This window comes from Cupriavidus sp. 01L46, from assembly GCF_056399905.1.
Genome location: NZ_JBFTSF010000046.1, coordinates 1 through 16,063, shown reverse-complemented (window position 1 = coordinate 16,063; position 16,063 = coordinate 1). Strand labels below are relative to the sequence as shown.

At 65.8% G+C, this 16,063-nt stretch carries 15 protein-coding genes and 1 pseudogene; 13 read left to right on the top strand and 3 right to left on the bottom strand.

All coding sequences use genetic code 11. The features are described 5' to 3' along the window. Positions 1–2: 2 nt before the first annotated feature. Positions 3–1,049, bottom strand: coding sequence for a GntR family transcriptional regulator (locus tag AC1DS3_RS10940; RefSeq protein ID WP_441639186.1), 1,047 nt, complete (start codon positions 1,047–1,049; stop codon positions 3–5). Between the two features lie 292 nt (positions 1,050–1,341). On the opposite strand from AC1DS3_RS10940, the gene AC1DS3_RS10935 reads away from it, so the two are divergent. From AC1DS3_RS10935 to AC1DS3_RS10915, 5 genes and pseudogenes are all read left to right on the top strand, one after another. Continuing rightward, positions 1,342–2,025, top strand: a complete 684-nt coding sequence (locus AC1DS3_RS10935) for an amino acid ABC transporter permease (protein ID WP_441639184.1) — start codon at positions 1,342–1,344, stop codon at positions 2,023–2,025. A 75-nt stretch (positions 2,026–2,100) separates the two neighbouring features. Further along, positions 2,101–2,745: an amino acid ABC transporter permease gene (locus AC1DS3_RS10930; protein WP_441639182.1), complete on the top strand. Its 645-nt coding sequence runs from the start codon at positions 2,101–2,103 to the stop codon at positions 2,743–2,745. A 94-nt stretch (positions 2,746–2,839) separates the two neighbouring features. Beyond that, positions 2,840–3,568: an amino acid ABC transporter ATP-binding protein gene (locus AC1DS3_RS10925; RefSeq protein WP_441639180.1), complete on the top strand. Its 729-nt coding sequence runs from the start codon at positions 2,840–2,842 to the stop codon at positions 3,566–3,568. Positions 3,569–3,615: 47 nt separating this feature from the next. Continuing rightward, positions 3,616–4,413 (top strand): transporter substrate-binding domain-containing protein, encoded by a 798-nt coding sequence (locus AC1DS3_RS10920; RefSeq protein ID WP_441639178.1) that lies wholly within the window; start codon positions 3,616–3,618, stop codon positions 4,411–4,413. A 49-nt stretch (positions 4,414–4,462) separates the two neighbouring features. After that, positions 4,463–5,981 (top strand): annotated as a pseudogene (locus tag AC1DS3_RS10915) (UxaA family hydrolase). A 92-nt stretch (positions 5,982–6,073) separates the two neighbouring features. Here AC1DS3_RS10915 and AC1DS3_RS10910 read toward each other — a convergent pair. Next, a complete protein-coding gene (locus AC1DS3_RS10910; protein WP_441639174.1) occupies positions 6,074–6,856 on the bottom strand; it encodes a GntR family transcriptional regulator in 783 nt (260 codons plus the stop codon). Positions 6,857–6,970: 114 nt separating this feature from the next. Here AC1DS3_RS10910 and AC1DS3_RS10905 point away from each other — a divergent pair, with 114 nt between their 5' ends. The 5 genes from AC1DS3_RS10905 (at position 6,971) to AC1DS3_RS10885 (ending at position 12,667) form a co-directional block, all read left to right on the top strand. Next, positions 6,971–7,753, top strand: a complete 783-nt coding sequence (locus AC1DS3_RS10905; RefSeq protein WP_441639172.1) for an SDR family oxidoreductase — start codon at positions 6,971–6,973, stop codon at positions 7,751–7,753. A gap of 37 nt (positions 7,754–7,790) precedes the next feature. Continuing rightward, on the top strand, positions 7,791–8,723 hold the full coding sequence (gene kce / locus AC1DS3_RS10900) for a 3,5-dioxohexanoate:acetyl-CoA acetone transferase (RefSeq protein WP_477127153.1): 933 nt from the start codon (positions 7,791–7,793) through the stop codon (positions 8,721–8,723). 101 nt (positions 8,724–8,824) lie between these two features. Next, complete coding sequence (locus AC1DS3_RS10895) at positions 8,825–10,144, top strand: MFS transporter (protein WP_477127152.1); 1,320 nt, start codon at positions 8,825–8,827, stop codon at positions 10,142–10,144. A 251-nt stretch (positions 10,145–10,395) separates the two neighbouring features. Then, positions 10,396–11,763, top strand: coding sequence for an MFS transporter (locus tag AC1DS3_RS10890; RefSeq protein ID WP_441639166.1), 1,368 nt, complete (start codon positions 10,396–10,398; stop codon positions 11,761–11,763). 37 nt (positions 11,764–11,800) lie between these two features. Further along, positions 11,801–12,667: an alpha/beta hydrolase gene (locus AC1DS3_RS10885; protein WP_477109431.1), complete on the top strand. Its 867-nt coding sequence runs from the start codon at positions 11,801–11,803 to the stop codon at positions 12,665–12,667. Positions 12,668–12,758: 91 nt separating this feature from the next. On the opposite strand, the gene AC1DS3_RS10880 is transcribed toward AC1DS3_RS10885, so the two are convergent. Next, positions 12,759–13,310: a glutathione peroxidase gene (locus AC1DS3_RS10880; protein WP_477127151.1), complete on the bottom strand. Its 552-nt coding sequence runs from the start codon at positions 13,308–13,310 to the stop codon at positions 12,759–12,761. Between the two features lie 267 nt (positions 13,311–13,577). Between AC1DS3_RS10880 and AC1DS3_RS10875 the strand changes: the two genes are divergently transcribed. From AC1DS3_RS10875 to AC1DS3_RS10865, 3 genes are read left to right on the top strand one after another with little or no spacing between them, the layout of a single operon-like run. Beyond that, a complete protein-coding gene (locus AC1DS3_RS10875) occupies positions 13,578–13,847 on the top strand; it encodes a MoaD/ThiS family protein (protein ID WP_441639160.1) in 270 nt (89 codons plus the stop codon). Positions 13,848–13,890: 43 nt separating this feature from the next. Then, on the top strand, positions 13,891–15,048 hold the full coding sequence (locus tag AC1DS3_RS10870; RefSeq protein WP_441639158.1) for a WD40/YVTN/BNR-like repeat-containing protein: 1,158 nt from the start codon (positions 13,891–13,893) through the stop codon (positions 15,046–15,048). 51 nt (positions 15,049–15,099) lie between these two features. After that, positions 15,100–15,981: a DUF72 domain-containing protein gene (locus AC1DS3_RS10865; RefSeq protein ID WP_477127150.1), complete on the top strand. Its 882-nt coding sequence runs from the start codon at positions 15,100–15,102 to the stop codon at positions 15,979–15,981. The last annotated feature ends 82 nt before the right edge of the window (positions 15,982–16,063 follow it).

The window sequence follows — 16,063 nt, the reverse complement described above, 5'->3', positions numbered from 1 at the left end:
GCTCACGCGATATACGAAACCTCGGGCAGCGCGAACGTCTCGCGCACCAGTTCCGCGCGCCGGGTCACTTTCTCGCAGGATAGTTCGAGGTGGTCGCGCAGCAGGTCGGCGGCCTTGCGCGGCGCGCCATCGGCGGCGGCCTGCAGCACGGCGATGTGCTCGGACATGAACGGGTCCGCTTCGGGCATCGGCGTGGAGACGCCCAGCACGTGCTTGCTCAGCGTGAGGATGCAGCGCGTGCGCTGCAGGCTGCTGAGCAATTCCTTGTTGGGGCACTGCGAGAGCAGCTGCACGTGCAGGTCGTGCTCCAGGTTGTCCATGGCGGTGCGGCTGACCTTGGGGTAGACGCGCTGCACCTTGTGCAGGTCGCCGATCATCCGCTCTATCTCGGCCCGGTCGGCGTGGCCGATGGCGGCGCGCAGCGCGGCGGGTTCCACCAATGAGCGCAGTTCGTAGAGATCATGGATGCGCTTGGCGTCCAGCGGCGTGATGACCCAGCGCAGGCGCTCGTCCTTCTCCAGGATGCCCAGGCTTTCCAGGCGCAGCAATACGTCGCGCACCACGGTCCGGCCCACGTTGAAGTGGCGGGCCAGTTCGATCTCGTTGACGCGATAGCGGCCGAACACCGAGAGGTGCACCAGGTCGCGCTCCACTTCGTCGTAGATCACTTCCCAGCCCAGCGTCTTGCGCGCGACATCCGGCTCGCGGTCCACGCCCAGCATGGCAGGGTCCAGCGGGATGCGCCGGGGCGCGGTGCCCGCGGGCCCGGCCACGAAGCCGCGGCCTTCGAAGCGGCTGACCACGCCATCGGCTTCCAACTCGCGCAGGGCCTGGCGCACCGGCGAGCGGGTGGAGCGCAGGATCTCGGCCACATGGCCTTCCAGCAATACCGTGCCCTGCTCCAGCGAGCCTTCCACGATGGCCTTGCGCAGCAGCTCGACGATGACGGCGTAGATCGGCGCGTGCCGTTGCGCTTCGTCGGCTTCCTGCATGAGTGCGAAGGGGGCGGTGCGCTTGTCTTGTCGCGCGGCCGTCGATGGACTCGGCACGTTGTCTCCGGATCGGTTGGCGGGTTTGGGTGGTGTTGGGTATGTCGTCAGGTACTTCGTCGGGTGCGTCGCTCGTGGTGTCGGCATGGTGCCAAGTATCGGGCGGCGCATGAACGCTCGAACGCATGAGCATATGATACACGGGTATTTTCATATATTGACGTTTGTCGGCAATAGTCATATATTTCGATCCATGCCGGCGCAAGGCCGCATCGAGACGAGAACAAAACACCGAGACAGGGTGGCGGCCAAGCCGGCGCTGCCCACAAAAGAGCGATAGGGCGCATCCCCGATGGACTACCAGTTCGATTTCAGCTTCCTGTCCGCCAACTGGCGCGAACTGCTCGACGGGGCATGGCTGACCCTGCGCATGTCTGTTGCGACCATCGTGCTCGGCTTTGTGCTGGGAACGGCGCTGGCGGTGGCGCGCACGCAAGGCCCGGCCTGGGCGCGCCGCTGCGTCACGGGCTATGTGGATGTGATTCGCAACACGCCGCTGGTGATCCAGGCGTTCTGGCTGTTCTTCGGGCTGGCGGCGGTGCATGTGCGCGTGCCGGCGATGGCGGCGGCGGTGCTGGCGCTGGTGGTCAACGTATCGGCCTACACCACGGAGATCGTGCGCGCGGGCATCGAGTCGGTGCCGCGCGGCCAGTTGGAGGCCGCATCGTGCCTGGGGCTGTCGCGCTGGCAGGTGCTGCGCCTGGTGGTGCTGCCGCAGGCGGTGGAGCGCATGTACCCGGCGCTGATCAGCCAGTTCGTGCTGATGATGCTGGCCACCTCCATCATGTCGCAGATCTCGGCGGAAGAACTCACTGCGGTGGGCTACCGCATCCAGTCGGAGACGTTCCGCGGCTTTGAGATCTACATCGTCATTGCCGTGGTGTACCTGGTGCTGTCGTGGCTGTTGCGGTTGTCGATGGCGGGCGTGGGTGCCATCGCTTTCACGCGCCGCCGGCGCCTGAAGACGGCGCTCTGATTCCGCACGCTATCTCTTTCCCCTCTTTCCCCTTCTTCTACTTTCCTACTTCCTTTCGACGCGGAGCCAAGCATCATGTCCAGCCTTTCCCTGGATCAAGTCTTGTTTATCCTGCGCGGCGCAGGCTGGACGCTGTTGCTGTCAGCCATGGGCTTTGTCGGCGGCGCGCTGGCGGGCCTGCCGCTGGCACTGGCACGCAGCCGCGGCGGCCGCGTGCTGCGCATGGCTACCGGCGCCTTCGTGCAGCTGGTGCAGGGCGTGCCGCTGCCGGTGATCATGTTCGTGGTGTATTTCGGCATCAGCGTGGGTGGCTTCGACCTGCCCGCGCTGGTGGCCGCCGGCATCGCCATGACGGCGTATTCCAGCGCCTACCTGGCCGAGATCTGGAAGGGCTGCATCCAGGCCGTGCCGCGCACGCAGTGGGAGGCGGCCGAGTGCCTGGCGCTCACGCCGCTGCAGCGCGTGGTGCACGTGATCTTGCCGCAGGCTGCGCGCATCGCGGTGGCGCCCACGGTGAGCTTCCTGGTGCAGATMGTGAAGAACTCCTCGTACGCGGTGGTGATCGGCTTCTTCGACCTGACCTATTCGGCACGGGTGGTGAACAACTCCACCTTTGAGCCCTTCGTGGTGTTTTCCATCGCGGCGGTGCTTTATTTCGCGATCTGCTATCCGCTGTCGACGCTGTCGTACAAGCTGGAGCGCCGCTTCAAGCGGGTTTGATACGAGGCTGAATACGGGGCTGAATGCGGGGCTGAACGTGGCTGCGGGAGCGGACCCGAATCAGCGGGAAACACAAGACATCATGGAGACAAGCATGGAAGACATCGTCCGCTTCGACAAGGTGAGCAAATCCTTCGGGCAGGTGGAGATCCTCAAAGGCGTGAGTTTCTCGGTGCGCGCCGGCGAGGTGGTGGCGCTGATCGGCCGCAGCGGCTCGGGCAAGAGCACGGCTCTGCGCTGCATCAACGGCCTGGAGCGCGTGAACGGCGGCGCGTTGCACGTGTGCGGCCGCGCCATGCACGAAGACAACGTGCCGCTGGGCGAGCTGCGCAAGGAAGTGGGCATCGTGTTCCAGAGCTACAACCTGTTCCCGCACCTCACCGTGGAAGAAAACGTCATGCTGGCGCCGCGCAAGGTCAAGGGCGTTGGCAAGAAGGAGGCGCGCGAGCTGGCCATGCACGTGCTCAAGCAGGTTGGCATGGAGGAGCGCGCCGGCTACTACCCGGAGCAATTGTCCGGCGGCCAGCAGCAGCGCGTGGCGATTGCGCGATCGCTGGCGATGCAGCCGCGCCTGATGCTGTTCGATGAAGTCACCTCGGCGCTGGATCCCGAGCTGACCGGCGAGGTGCTCAAGGTGATCGAGCGGCTGGCCGAAGACGGCATGACCATGGTGTTRGTCACGCACGAGATGGCGTTCGCGCGCTCGGTGGCGGACCAGATCATGTTCATGCACCAGGGCATCGTCTGGGAAGGCGGCAGCGGCAAGCTGCTGGATGAACCTTCGACGCCGGAGCTCAAGCAGTTCGTCGGCAACGGCCTTTGATTTCCCGCTGGCCGGCACGACTCAACCTACACACACGGAGACACCCCATGCACTTCAACCGCCGCCTGCTCGGCTCGCTCGCCGCCCTGCTGCTCGTTGGCGCATCCGCCAGCGCCTGGTCCGACACGCTCGACACCATCAAGCAACGCAAGAAGATCCTGGTCGCCGTGGATATCGGCGCGCCGCCCTACGGCATGCTCGACAGCCAGGCAAAGCAAAGCGGCTCCGATGTGGAGACCGCCCGCCTGCTGGCCAAGGACCTCGGCGTGGAACTGGAGATCGTGCCGGTGACCGGGCCCAATCGCGTGCCGTTCCTGCTGACCAGGAAAGCGGACGTGGTGCTGGCCTCGTTCTCGGTCACCGACGAGCGCAAGAAGGTGATCGATTTTTCCGATCCCTATGGCGTGATCCCGGTGGTGGTGGGCGGGCCCGCAAAGTCCAGCCTCAAGCGCTTTGCCGATCTGTCCGGCAAAACCATCGCCGTCACGCGCGGCACCACCAGCGACCAGGAACTGAGCCGCGGCGCCAAAGAAGTGCCGGGCGTGAATATCGTGCGCTACGAGGACGACGCCACGACCAACACCGCCGTCTCCACCGGCCAGCAGGACTATCTCGCCGCCGCCATCAGCGTGATTCCCGCGGTGAAGAAGAGCAATCCCACGCGCGACCTGGAAACCAAGTTCGTGATGAAGGCCTATCCCTATGCGATCGGCCTGCGCAAGGGCGACACCGCGCTGAAGGCGTGGCTCGACAACTGGGTCAAGGCCAACCTGAAGAACGGCAAGATCAACAGCATCTACAAGCAGTACTTCGGCATCGCGCTGCCGGACGAAATGATCAAGTAAAGCCCGCACGAATCGGCAGGGCGACCATTAAATCGCGAGAAACCACCCCATGAGCACAGAGAGCATTGCCGCCGCCCCCGCGCAGCTTCCCCGCACGCCGCGCACCATCCGGCTGCATCCCGATGACGACGTGGTCATCGCCCGCGAACAGATGGTGGCCGGCACGCCGGTCGCCGACGAAGGCGTGACCGTGATCGGCCTGGTCCCGCCCGGCCACAAGATCGCCACCCGTGCGATCGCCAGTGGCGAAGCGGTGCGGCGCTACGGCCAGATCATCGGCTTTGCCAGCCAGGATATCCGCGCCGGCCAGCACGTGCATACGCACAACCTGGCCATGGGCGATTTCACGCGGGACTATGCGTTCAGCGCGGAGGCCCGCGTGGTGCAACCGGTGGCGCAGCCGGCCACGTTCGATGGCATCAGACGCGCCGACGGCGGCGTGGCCACGCGCAACTACATTGGCATCCTGACCTCGGTGAACTGCTCGGCCACGGTGGCGCGCGCCATCGCGGATTATTTTCGCCGGGACATCCATCCGCAGGCGCTGGCCGCCTATCCCAATGTGGATGGCGTGGTGGCGCTCACGCACGGCGTGGGCTGCGCGGTCGATCCGCAGGGCGAGGGGCTGGCGGTGCTGCAGCGCACGCTGGGCGGCTATGCCTGCCATCCCAACTTTGCCAGCGTGCTGGTGATCGGCCTGGGCTGCGAGACCAACCAGATCTCCGCGCTGCTGGCGACACAGGGGCTCACGCACAGCGACCGGCTGCAGACGTTCACCATCCAGGACACTGGCGGCACCACCAAGACCATTGCCCATGGCATCGAGCTGATCAAGGCGATGCTGCCGAAGGCCAACGCGGTGGAGCGCCTGCCGGTGCCGGCGCACCATCTGGTGGTGGGCCTGCAATGCGGTGGCTCGGACGGCTACTCGGGCATTTCGGCCAACCCGGTACTGGGCGCGGCGGTGGATTTGCTGGTGCGCAATGGCGGCACCGCGATCCTCTCCGAGACGCCGGAGATCTACGGCGCCGAGCACTTGCTGACGCGCCGCGCGCAAACGCCGGAGATCGGTCAGAAGCTGGTGGCGCGCATCCGCTGGTGGGAGGCCTATTGCGAGCGCCACGGCGCCAGCATGGACAACAACCCCTCCGCCGGCAACAAGGCGGGCGGCCTGACCACGGTGCTGGAAAAATCGCTGGGCGGCATCGCCAAGGGCGGCTCCACCAATCTCGCCGAAGTGTACGAGTACGCGCAGCCGGTGCGCGTGCGCGGCCTGGTCTTCATGGATACGCCGGGCTACGACCCGATCTCCGCCACCGGCCAGGTGGCGGGCGGCGCCAACCTGATCTGCTTCACCACCGGGCGCGGCTCGGCCTACGGCTGCGCGCCCTCGCCCTCGGTCAAGCTCGCGACCAACACGGCGCTATGGCAGCGCCACCATCGCCGAACTGGGTGCGGCGTTGTTCCAGCTGATGCTGGACACGGCCTCCGGCAAACGCTCGCGCAGTGAGCTCCATGGCTACGGGCAGAATGAGTTCGTGCCCTGGCAACTGGGGGCGATTACCTGAACGTGGATGGTTGCCCGGGCGTGCCCCGGGCAACGGCCGGCACGCCGTGCCCGGCGTGGCGGACCGGCTCGGTCGCCATGTTCCTGGCCTGCTCAGACCGTTCTACGCCCGCCGCTTGCCGGCGCGCGCCGCACGGTCTTCGAGGCGGGCTTGCCCGCGTCGGGCACCGGGCCATCAAACGCATCGGCCGCCAGCAGCACGCCCGCTGAGACGATGTACTCCGCCGCGCTTTCGATATCTCCCTGCAGCGCGGCCCGTGCCGCAACGCCATCCCTGCGCTTGAGCGCCGCAACCAGCCGCGCGTGGTGATTCACCGCTACCTGCTCGCCCACGCGGCGGGAGCCGGAGCGCAGATCGTGATTCAGGATCGGGCCAATACGCAGCCACAGCGCTTCAATCATCTGCAGCAGGATCGGCATGCCGGCGCCCTTGTAGACGGCGAAATGCAGTTCCTTGTTGACCGAGATCAGCTTTGAGCTGTCCGGCCTAGGCCGGGCCATCTCTTCCGCGAAGCGGTCATGGAGGGCCGTGACCTGCACGATCGCGGCGTCGCTCAGGTGCTCGGCCGCCTGCTCTGTCGCCAGTCCTTCCAGATTGACCCGGATACTTGTGATCTCCCGGAACTGGCTCACGCTCATGATCGGCACGCGCAACGCACGGTTAGGCGTCAGTTCCAGTGCCTGCTCCGCCACCAGGCGATGCACCGCTTCGCGCACTGGCATCACGCTCACGCCCAGCGCAGCGGCAGTGCTGCGCAGCGAGATTTGTTCTCCGGGCATCATGTGGCCGCTGATCAACAATTCTCGCAATTGCGCGTAGACGTCTCCACTCAACGTCTGGCGCTTCAAAGGGGTCACAAGTTCGGGTAGGGACATGCGGAAATCATAGCACTTCATAGCACATAGGGTATCCCCGATTTGAGATCTGTGATCACAGATATAACATGGCGGCCATGGAGGTGCATCGCCTCATGCATGGAGCTGACGAATATGTGGAATGACAACTCTCTCGCGGGCAAGCGAGTCCTGGTGACCGCTGGCGCCGACGGCATCGGGCTGGAAATCACGCGCGCCTTCGCGCAGGCGGGTGCCAGCGTGCTCGTTTGCGATATCCAGGGCGCCAGCCTGGAGCGCCTCGCGGCCGTGCTGCCGACGGTGCATGGATGCCGGGCTGATGTGTCGAGCGAGGTGGACGTGGCCGCCATGTTCGAGACCGTCGATCGCACGCTCGGCGGCCTCGACATCCTCGTGAACAACGCCGGCGTGGCGGGCCCCACCGGTGGCGTCGAGACCCTGACCCTGGCCGATTGGGAGCGCACGCTCGCGGTCAATCTCACCGGGCAGTTCCTGTGCACGCGCCTGGCCGTGCCGCGCTTGCGCCAGGGAAGGAGCCCCGCCATCGTCAACCTGTCATCGGCTGCCGGCCACCTTGGCATGCCGGGGCGCTCGGTCTACTCGGCGTCCAAATGGGCGGTCATCGGATTCACCAAATCGCTGGCACTGGAACTCGGCGCCGACGGCATCCGCGTGAATGCCATCCTGCCCGGCGCGGTCGATGGCCCGCGCATCCGCGCGGTCATCGCGGCAAAAGCCGAGGCGCTGGGCAAGCCCCTGGAAGACGTCACGCGTGCCTACACGTCGCAAGCCGCGCTCGGGCGCATGGTGCAAGCGCGCGACATCGCCAACATGGTGCTGTTCGCGTCCAGCGACCTGGCCGCCAACGTCACCGGCCAGGAGCTGGCGGTCGATGGCCTGACGCAAGCGCTGAGCTGACCTTACCTCCCCCAACCGATTTCACACGGAGCCCGCCATGGCAGCCCGATCCAAAGCCATCATCACCTGCGCCCCCACCGGCGCGATCCACACCCCCAGCATGTCGCCGTACCTGCCGGTGACCGCCGACGAGRTCGCCACCGCCGCCATCGATGCGGCCAAGGCCGGTGCGGCCATCCTGCACCTGCACGCGCGTGATCCGAAGGACGRCCGGCCGTCGCAGGACCCGGCGCTGTTCCGGCCGTTCCTGTCGAAGATCAAGGCGGCCACGAATGYCGTGATCAACATCACCACCGGCGGCAGTCCCCACATGACCGTGGAGKAGCGCATGCTGCCCGCCACGACGTTCAGGCCGGAACTGGCCTCGCTGAACATGGGCTCGATGAACTTCGGCCTGTTCCCGATGCTGGATCGTTTCAAGGAGTTCGCGCACGAGTGGGAGCGCGAGCATCTGGAGAACAGCCGCAACCTGATCTTCAAGAATACCTTCAGCGATATCGAGAACATCCTGAAGATCGGCAACGCCAACGGCACGCGCTTCGAGTTCGAGTGCTACGACATCAGCCACCTGAACAACCTGAAGCATTTCCTGGACCGCGGCCTGGTCAAGGCTCCGGTGTTCGTGCAGTCGGTCTTCGGCATCCTGGGCGGCATCGGTGGCGATCCGGAAGACCTGATGCATATGCATCGAACCGCGAACCGGCTGTTCGGCGACCAGTACCGCTGGTCGATCCTCGGCGCCGGCCGCAACCAGATCCCGCTGGCCACCATCGGCGCGGCGATGGGCGCCAACGTGCGCGTCGGCCTGGAGGATTCGCTGTGGATCGGCCCGGGCCGGCTGGCGGCATCGAGCGCCGAGCAAGTGCTGCGTATGCGCAGCGTGCTTGAGGCGTTGAACATCGATGTCGCGACACCCGACGAGGCTCGCGAGATCCTCGGTCTGAAGGGCGCGGCGAACGTGGCCTTTTAAAGCCCGCGCCGCGAGCGCTGGCACGCAAGACAACATGCGGACGCCGGAGGCCTTGATGCCTCCGGAACATAAACAGATACCGCCGACAGGAGATCCAGGCCATGTCCACCACTTATGTGCAAACCGCACGAGAAGCGCCGCTTGCCGATCAGCGCTCCTTGAACGCGCTGTTGTTCAGGAAGCTGATGCCGCTCCTGGTGATGGCCTACGTGATCAGTTTTCTCGATCGGACCAATATCGCGCTGGCAAAGAGCCATATCGCGGTCGACCTGGGCATCTCCGCGGCGGCCTATGGGCTGGGTGCGGGCCTGTTCTTTCTCAGCTACGCGCTGCTTGAGGTCCCCAGCAACCTGATCATGCACAAGGTGGGGGCGCGCTTCTGGATCACGCGCATCATGATCACCTGGGGCTTGTTGTCCGCGGGCATGGCCTTTGTCAGCGGCGAGACCTCGTTCTATGTCATGCGCCTGTTGCTGGGCGCGGCGGAAGCTGGACTGTTCCCCGGTGTGATGCTTTACCYGACCTACTGGTTCGGCCGCAAGGAGCGGGCGCGCGCGACGGGATACTTCCTTCTGGGCGTGTGTATTGCCAACATCCTTAGCGGGCCGCTCGGCGGCGCGCTGCTGCAAATGGACGGCGTGCTGGGATGGCGAGGCTGGCAATGGATGTTCGTGCTGGAGGGCCTGCCGGCGGTGGCGTTTGCCTTCGTCGTGTGGAAGAAGTTGCCGGACGGCCCCGGAAGCGCGTCCTGGCTGTCCCCCGAGGAAGCCCGCGAGGTTGAACGCCGCCTTGMGGCGGAGCAAGCCGAGGAGGCATCCGCCGGGCATGTCGGGCATTCGTTCCGGGGCTGCCTTGCCGATCGCCAGATCTGGCTCGCGATCTTCGTGTACTTCTGCCACCAGATCAGCATCTACACTGTGATTTTCTTCCTGCCGGGCATCATCGGCACCTATGGCAAGCTGTCGCCGCTGCAAATCGGCCTGCTCAACTCCCTGCCATGGATCGCGGCGGCCATCGGCGCCGCGGCGCTCCCGCGCTTCGCCAGCAACCCGCAGCGTTGCCGCCGCATGCTGATTGCGGGGCTTGCCGTGATGTCGGCCGGCCTGCTGCTCGCGGCCTATGCCGGCCCGGTGGTCGCCATGGTGGGCTTCAGCCTGACGGCATCGATGTTCTTCGTGGTCCAGTCGGTCATTTTCCTTTTTCCGTCGTCGCGTCTTGCTGGCGTGGCGCTGGCGGGCGGGCTGGCACTGGTCAACACCTGCGGGCTGGTTGGTGGATTTATCGGCCCGTCGGTCATGGGCGTGATTGAGCAGACCACCGGCAGTACGAAGAATGGCCTGCTGATCATTGCGGGGATGCTGGTCCTGGCCGCGCTTGCAAGTACTCGGCTACGCCAAGGGCAGGAAGGGAAATCCGCCTGACCGGTGGCAAGCGATGCTGCCACGGGCCATGCCTCGGCGCCGCCCCGCTATAACCTTCCCGCATATCCGCCACCCGATTTTTCATTATTCCGGCATGTCTCGCCTCCCTACACTGGTCTCCAGCAAACACTGACCTGGCACCCCGCCGGCGTCCAGAGATAAAACAGGAGACGGCGCTAGCCGGCAGGTGCATTCGTGCGACGCAATCGTATGGATACGCCGCGCCGGCCCCGCCGCGAGGAGCGCATGCCATGTCCGATACATCCGCGCTGGATGTCGAACGCTATATCGACGAAGCCGGCTTTACCCCGTTCCACTGGTTGCTGCTATTACTGTGCTTCCTGGTGATTCTTCTCGATGGCTACGATATGGCGGCGATTGCTTATGTGGCGCCGTCTCTGCTCGAAGAATGGGGGCTGCAAAAGGCGCAGCTCGGGCCGGCCATGAGCGCGGCGCTATTCGGGCTGGCTTTCGGCGCGTTGTTGGCGGGACCGCTTGCCGACCGGATCGGGCGCAAGCCGGCGGTGGTGGTGTCGGTGCTGTTTTTCGGCGCGGGCAGCCTGGCGACGGCGTGGGCGTTTTCCATTGGCTCGCTGACGGCGCTGCGTTTCGCCACCGGGCTGGGCCTGGGCGCGGCGATGTCGAACGCGATTACCTTGCTCGCGGAATATTGTCCCAGCCACCGCCGCACCATGGCGGTGAGCGCGATGCTGTGCGGCTTTCCGCTCGGCGCCGGGGCGGGCGGGTTTTGCGCGGGCTACCTGATTCCCGCGTTCGGCTGGCGCTCGGTGTTGCTGGCGGGTGGCGTGGCGCCCCTGTTGCTGTGCGTGCTGCTTGCGTGGCTGATGCCGGAATCGGTGCGCTACATGGTGCTCAAGGGGCACGCCAGCGAGCGCGTGCGCGCGGTGCTGGCGCGCATCCGGCGCGAGCCGCTGGCGCACGTGCAGCGTTTTGTGATTGGCGAGCAGGCCGCTGGCGGGCGCTCGGCCGTGATGGCGATTGTCACCCGCCCTTACCGGCTTGGCACGCTGCTGTTGTGGTTCTGCTGCTTCATGAGCATGCTGGTGTTCTACATGATCGTGAACTGGATGCCCTTGCTGCTGAAGGAGGCGGGCTTGCCGGTGCGGCAGTTCGCGCAGATCAGCGCGCTGTTTCCGCTTGGCGGCGGCGTGGGCTCCATCCTGATCGGCTGGCTGATGGACCGGCGCGAACCCAACAAGGTGCTGGCATTGGTCTACCTCGCGGCCGGCCTGTTGGCGTATTGCGTGAGCCATGCGGTGGGCAATGTCGGGCAGACGGTGCTGCTGGGCAGCCTGGTGTTCATGATGGGCTTTATGTCGGGCGGTGGGCAGTCGGCGTTGTCTTCGCTGGCGGCGGGCTTCTATCCCACGCATTGCCGCGCGACCGGCGTTGGCGGCATGCTCGGCATTGGCCGCTTCGGGGCGATTTCCGGCGTGCTGGCGGGAGCGGAGTTGCTGCGCCAGCAGTGGAACGGGGCCAGCATCTTCAGCGTGTTGCTGGTGCCGGCATGGCTGGTGTGCGCGGCCTTGCTGCTCAAGTATTACAGCAGCGTGAAGCACAGGCCGGATGAGGGCCTGCTGACGGCGCAGGCGCGTTGAGCCCGGTTGCCGGGGTGAAACGATGGGGCGGGAGGTGATGGTGTCGGATTTTGATCTCTGGTTCGATGACTTGCAGACCCGCAACCGTCTCTACAACGCGCGCGCGTCGGTGGCGGATTTCGATGCCTGCATGCGCGAATACGCGGCGCTGTCCGCGCGGGCCAAAGCGCGCTGCCCAGGCATGCTGGATGTGGCGTATGGCGCGGGCGAGGACGACCGGCTGGATATCTTTCCCGCCTCGCGCGCCACGGCGGCTCCTGCGCTGATCTATATTCACGGCGGCTACTGGCGCTCGCAGCGAAAGGAAGATGCGGCATGCATGGCCGCCAGCTTCACGGGTGCCGGCGTGGCGGTAGTGGTGCTGGAGTACACCTTGCTGCCGGCGGTGACGCTGTTCGACGTGGTGCGCCAGGTGCGGGGCGCCGTCGCCTGGCTCCATCGCCATGCGGCCGACTACGGCATCGACGCGCGCCGCCTGCATGTGTGCGGGAGTTCGGCCGGCGCGCACCTGGCCGCGATGCTGCTGGCGGACGGCTGGCAGCAAGCGTTGGCGTTGCCGCGCGACGTCATCAAGGGCATGGTGGGGCTGAGCGGTCTCTACGATATCCGGCCCTTGTGCGCAACGGATGTGAACGACTGGCTGCGGCTGGACGAGAAGCAGGCTGCCGCGCTGAGCCCTGCCTTGCTGCTGCCGCAAACTGGCCCGCAACTGCTATTGGCGGTAGGCGAACTGGAAACACGGGCCTTCGTCCACCAGACGTTGCATTTCCACGCCGCGTGCGCGGCGCGCGGGCTGCCCGTCCGCCTGGTGCCGGCGCCGGGCTTGAACCATTTCAATATCGTCAATGAACTGGGCTGCGCGGACAGCCTGCTCTTTCGGGAGACGCTGGCGCTGCTATCTTGAGGGTGGCTGCAGGCGCAGCCACCCGCCAAAAAAAGCGGGCGGTCCTGAATATCAGGATCGCCCGCTTGTTGTCATGCCAAAACTTGGCCGATCAGCGGCCCTTGCCCAGCGCCGCATCGATCGCTTCAAGCAGGCGCGGATCGTTCGMGGCGACGTCCGGCGCGAAGCGCGCTACCACCTTGCCTTCCCGGTCGACCAGGAATTTCTCGAAGTTCCACAGCACATCGGTGGTGTTCTCCGGGTTCACGCCGTAGCCCTTCAGGCGTTCACGGAAGGGGCCGTCGCCGATCGCGGCTGGCTGGGCTTGCGTCAATGCCGCGTACAGCGGATGCTGGTCCGGCCCTAGCACCGAGACCTTCGAGAACATCGGGAAGTGCACGTCGTAGGTCAGCTTGCAGAATTCCTGGATCTGCGCCTCGTCGCCCGGCTCCTGGCCCTTGAAGTTGTTGGCCGGGAATCCCAGCACCTCCAGGCCCTCGGCGTGCTTGGCCTGGTATAGCGCTTCGAGCCCTTCGTACTGGGGCGTCAGGCCGCACTTCGATGCCACGTTCACAACCAGCAGCACACGAGCGCGAAAATCCGCGAGCCGGCTGTCGGTGCCGTCGATGCGTTTCAGGGGAATGTCGTACAGGGTGCTTGCCATCTCTCGTCCTTTCGTGAGCGCTACGGATTCCATGGAGCCGACAGTATGCAGGGCCTGGACGATTCTTGCCTGTGGGCATTCCGATTTCCCGGACATGCTGCATTGCAGCGCGAGAGCACTACAGCCGCACCACCGTGGCACCACCGCGGCGCTACCACCCTTATTGTCGCCACTGAGCGCAACCGCACACCCATTCCCCCGCAGTATTTCCTAAACTGCAAGACACTCCCAATCACGGCTAGCGGTCCCCGCGCTGGCCCTTCCGCCATGCCGCGCCTTGTCTTTGCCTCTGCGATCCAGCGCCATATCCCGAGCCCGGAGCGGGAAGTGCCCGCGGCTACCGTCGGCGCCGCGCTGGAGATGGCGTTTCGGGAGCAGCCGGAGCTGCGCGGCTATATCCTCGATGACCAGGGCCAGTTGCGCCGGCACCTGGCGGTGTTTGTGGATGGCTCGGCCATTCGTGACCGCCGGCGCATGAGCGATCGCGTGGGCGCCAGCAGCCAGATCTATGTAGTGCAGGCGCTGTCAGGCGGTTGACGGCTTGCCGCTGAAGGCTCGGCGCCCAAGCGTGGAGGTCAGCATGAACGATCAACTTCTCATTGGCACGCGCAAAGGCTTGTTGATGTTGCGGCGCGACAGCAGCGCGCTCGCCTGGCTGCAGGAGTCGGTGCATTTCCTGGGTGAGCCCGTGAGCATGGTGCTGGCCGATCCGCGTGACGGTACCTTGTATGCGGCACTTAACCTTGGGCATTTTGGCGTCAAGCTGTGGCGGCGCAGGGCGCGCGGCGCGGAGTGGGAGCCTTGCGCGGTGCCGGTTTATCCGCCCCAGCCAGAGCCGGATCCGCCCGGGGAAGCCGCCGTGCCGGGCGTACCCATCCCTGCGCAAACTGGCGATGCCCCGGTTGCCGCGCGACCGGTGCCGTGGTCCTTGCAGCAGATCTGGTCGATGGAAACCGGCGGGGCCGACGAGCCCGGCGTGCTGTGGGCCGGCACCTTGCCGGGTGGCTTGTTCCGCTCGGGCGACGGCGGCGCAAGCTGGGCGCTGAACCGGCCGCTGTGGGACCGCCCCGAGCGCAGCGAGTGGTTTGGCGGCGGCTACGATGTGCCGGGCATCCACTCCATCTGCGTGGATCCGCACGATAGCCGCCACGTCACCGTGGCCGTTTCGTGCGGCGGTGTGTGGCAGACGCGGGACGGTGGCAGGAACTGGGCCTGCACGGCGAGCGGCATGGTGGCCGACTACATGCCACCGGAGCGGCGCGAGGATGGCAACATCCAGGATCCGCACAGGCTGGCGCAATGTGCCGGCCATCCGCATGCGATGTGGGTGCAGCACCATGGCGGGATCTTTCGCTCCGGYGATGCGGGCATGCACTGGCAGCGCTTGCACGCCAAGCCGTCGAGCTTTGGCTTTGCGGTGGCGGCGCATCCGCGCCGGCCCAATACCGCGTGGTTCGTACCCGCAGTCAAGGATGAATGCCGCGTGCCGGTGGACGGCAAGCTGGTGGTCACCCGCACGCGTGACGGCGGGGTCAGTTTCGAGGCATTCTCCGAGGGGCTGCCCGCGGCGCCGTCGTATGACCTGATCTACCGGCACGGGCTGGCGGTGGACCGTACCGGCGAGCGGCTTGCCATGGGCTCCACCACCGGCAGCCTGTGGATATCGGAGAGCGGCGGGGAGCGCTGGAAGCTGTTCTCGGCACATCTGCCGCCGATTTACTGCGTGCGCTTTGTTTGAGTTGCCCGCGCGCGCTCAGGGCCCATCGATTCACGGACAGGACGCGAACGCATGGCGCAAGCAAGCACTAAGAGCACAACCAAATCCCACGCAGCGCCCGTCGCCCGCGTCGCCCGCGTCGGCATTGGCGGATGGAATTTCGCCCCCTGGCGCGACAATTTCTATCCCGCCAGGCTGAYGCAGAGCCGGGAGCTGGAATACGCCAGCCGCCAGCTCACCGCCATCGAGATCAACAGCACTTACCACGGCACCCAGAAGCGCAGCTCGTTTGCCAAATGGCGCGACGAGACGCCGGATGGCTTTCTGTTCTCCGTCAAGGCATCGCGTTTTGCCACCAACCGCCGCGTGCTGGCGGAATCCGGCGAGTCCATCGCGCGTTTTGTCGACAGCGGCATCGCCGAGCTGGGCGACAAGCTCGGCCCCATCGTCTGGCAGTTCGCGCCCACCAAGCCGTTCGACCCGGAGGATTTCGAGGCCTTCCTGGCGCTGCTGCCGGCATCGGTCGAAGGCCGCAAGCTGCGTCATGTGCTCGACGTGAGGCATGAGAGCTTCATGACGCCGGACTATCTCAAGCTCGCGCGCAAGTACAAGGCAGCCACCGTGTTCACGGACTCGGACAAGTTTCCGTCCTTCGCGGATCTCACCGCGGATTTTGTCTATGCGCGGCTGATGCGCAGCGCACCAACGCTGAGGAGTGGCTACGCGCCGAAGGCGCTGGATGCGTGGGGCGAGCGCGTGCAGGCCTGGGCGGCGGGCGGGAGGCCGGAGGATCTGCCGCAAGTGGATGCCAGTGCACCTGCAAAGCGCAAGCGCGAAGTCTTCGTGTTCTTTATCAGCGGCGCCAAGGAGCGCGCGCCGGCGGCGGCGCAGGCGCTGCTGGCGCGGCTGGGATGGCAGGCGCCGCCCTGGGAAGCCGGCGCCAAGGGTAAATAGACGCCGGGAGACGCCGGTAGAGACGACGGGAGACGGCAAATTGACGACAGAAGCGCGGCAGCCAGCCCGGTATAATCCGGCA

Coding starts and splice junctions, on each gene's coding strand:
- AC1DS3_RS10935 (WP_441639184.1), top strand. CDS start 1,342: ATGGACTACCAGTTCGATTTCAGCTTCCTGTCCGCCAACTGGCGCGAA.
- AC1DS3_RS10920 (WP_441639178.1), top strand. CDS start 3,616: ATGCACTTCAACCGCCGCCTGCTCGGCTCGCTCGCCGCCCTGCTGCTC.
- AC1DS3_RS10910 (WP_441639174.1), bottom strand. CDS start 6,856: ATGTCCCTACCCGAACTTGTGACCCCTTTGAAGCGCCAGACGTTGAGT.
- AC1DS3_RS10905 (WP_441639172.1), top strand. CDS start 6,971: ATGTGGAATGACAACTCTCTCGCGGGCAAGCGAGTCCTGGTGACCGCT.
- AC1DS3_RS10890 (WP_441639166.1), top strand. CDS start 10,396: ATGTCCGATACATCCGCGCTGGATGTCGAACGCTATATCGACGAAGCC.
- AC1DS3_RS10885 (WP_477109431.1), top strand. CDS start 11,801: ATGGTGTCGGATTTTGATCTCTGGTTCGATGACTTGCAGACCCGCAAC.
- AC1DS3_RS10875 (WP_441639160.1), top strand. CDS start 13,578: ATGCCGCGCCTTGTCTTTGCCTCTGCGATCCAGCGCCATATCCCGAGC.